This window comes from Faecalibacterium sp. DFI.5.82 (assembly GCF_029076575.1).
Lineage (GTDB): Bacteria > Bacillota > Clostridia > Oscillospirales > Ruminococcaceae > Faecalibacterium > Faecalibacterium duncaniae.
Window position 1 is genome coordinate 1 of sequence record NZ_JARFIS010000714.1, and the last position, 302, is coordinate 302.

Here is a 302-nt window from a genome sequence, read left to right on the forward strand (position 1 = left end):
GTCCAGCTCTAAGCCGCTAAATTATCGTTTATCCTTACGTTGTTTTCAATTTTGGTATCAAGGCTATCCAACACAGCAGCAATTCGTTTTTGGTAGCTGACAACTACGGGAATGCGTACCTTAACAGCCCTCATCGTTTTTCCTGATACTTCCTTAAAGGTGGTTCCGCTTCCCATCGCTTCGATAGCGTCCTTGTTGTACTTCAAATGGTAGTAAACAAATAGCGGATCAGCTTTTTCATTTACGACAATACTCTTGAATCCCTGATTGGTACAATCACTTTGAGAAGCGATTGCGACGTA

General features: G+C 42.1%; 1 protein-coding gene. It reads right to left on the reverse strand.

Features of this window, described 5'->3' with window-relative positions; translation table 11 throughout:
- Positions 1-8 precede the first annotated feature (8 nt).
- Positions 9-302 (reverse strand): restriction endonuclease subunit S (locus P0G09_RS18575; RefSeq protein ID WP_275253407.1); only part of this gene is annotated, 294 nt, incomplete at its 5' end.